Origin of the sequence: Grimontia celer, assembly GCF_900055185.1 — a bacterium.
Lineage (GTDB): Bacteria > Pseudomonadota > Gammaproteobacteria > Enterobacterales > Vibrionaceae > Enterovibrio > Enterovibrio celer.
The window spans coordinates 1-538 of the sequence record NZ_FIZX01000064.1; the positions used below are offsets into that span (position 1 = coordinate 1).

The following is a 538-nucleotide window of genomic DNA, read 5'->3' on the forward strand; positions in this document are numbered from 1 at the left end:
TAAATGCTTGGTAAGCCAATGCTTTATATTCGCCTGACGCTTGTACCCACAAGTTCGCCATCACCAACTGCTCATTTAAGTCTTTGGTGTCGTAACTTGCTTCATGTGGCATGGGTGATTGAGCTATTTGTGTATTTAACGCTTTGGTATCGCTACTGGTTTCATCTGCCCAACTAGGCAGCACCATACAGCTACCTAAGACTAACGCGGTGGAAACAACGAAAGCACGAAGTTTTAAAGTCTGCATTGCTTAACTCCCATGGTTTATCCTACAAAGCCATCGTGAAATGGACTGTTTCATAAAAAATGCTCACACAACATGAACATATGCATCACAATAGACCCCCAACCTCATTTGAGTTCGAGTGGAAAGTGTCTTAAAAACGGCCTTAACCAAATGCTTAATCGGTTTAATCTACTCGTAATCGCCTTGCACGGTCACACGGTGAAGCTTTCTCGGTTGATCGTCATAATCTGTCACGGCGAAATGCTGAGTGACCCTATTATCCCAAATAGCTACTGAGTCCGCTTGCCACTG

The 538-nt window shown here is 43.9% G+C and carries 2 protein-coding genes; both read right to left on the reverse strand.

Features of this window, described 5'->3' with window-relative positions:
- Positions 1 to 247, reverse strand: a 247-nt coding sequence (locus tag GCE9029_RS26645) for a hypothetical protein (protein ID WP_197475436.1), incomplete at its 3' end; no start/stop codon positions are given.
- Positions 248 to 415: 168 nt separating this feature from the next.
- Positions 416 to 538, reverse strand: a 123-nt coding sequence (locus tag GCE9029_RS26440; RefSeq protein WP_197475437.1) for a TauD/TfdA family dioxygenase, incomplete at its 5' end; no start/stop codon positions are given.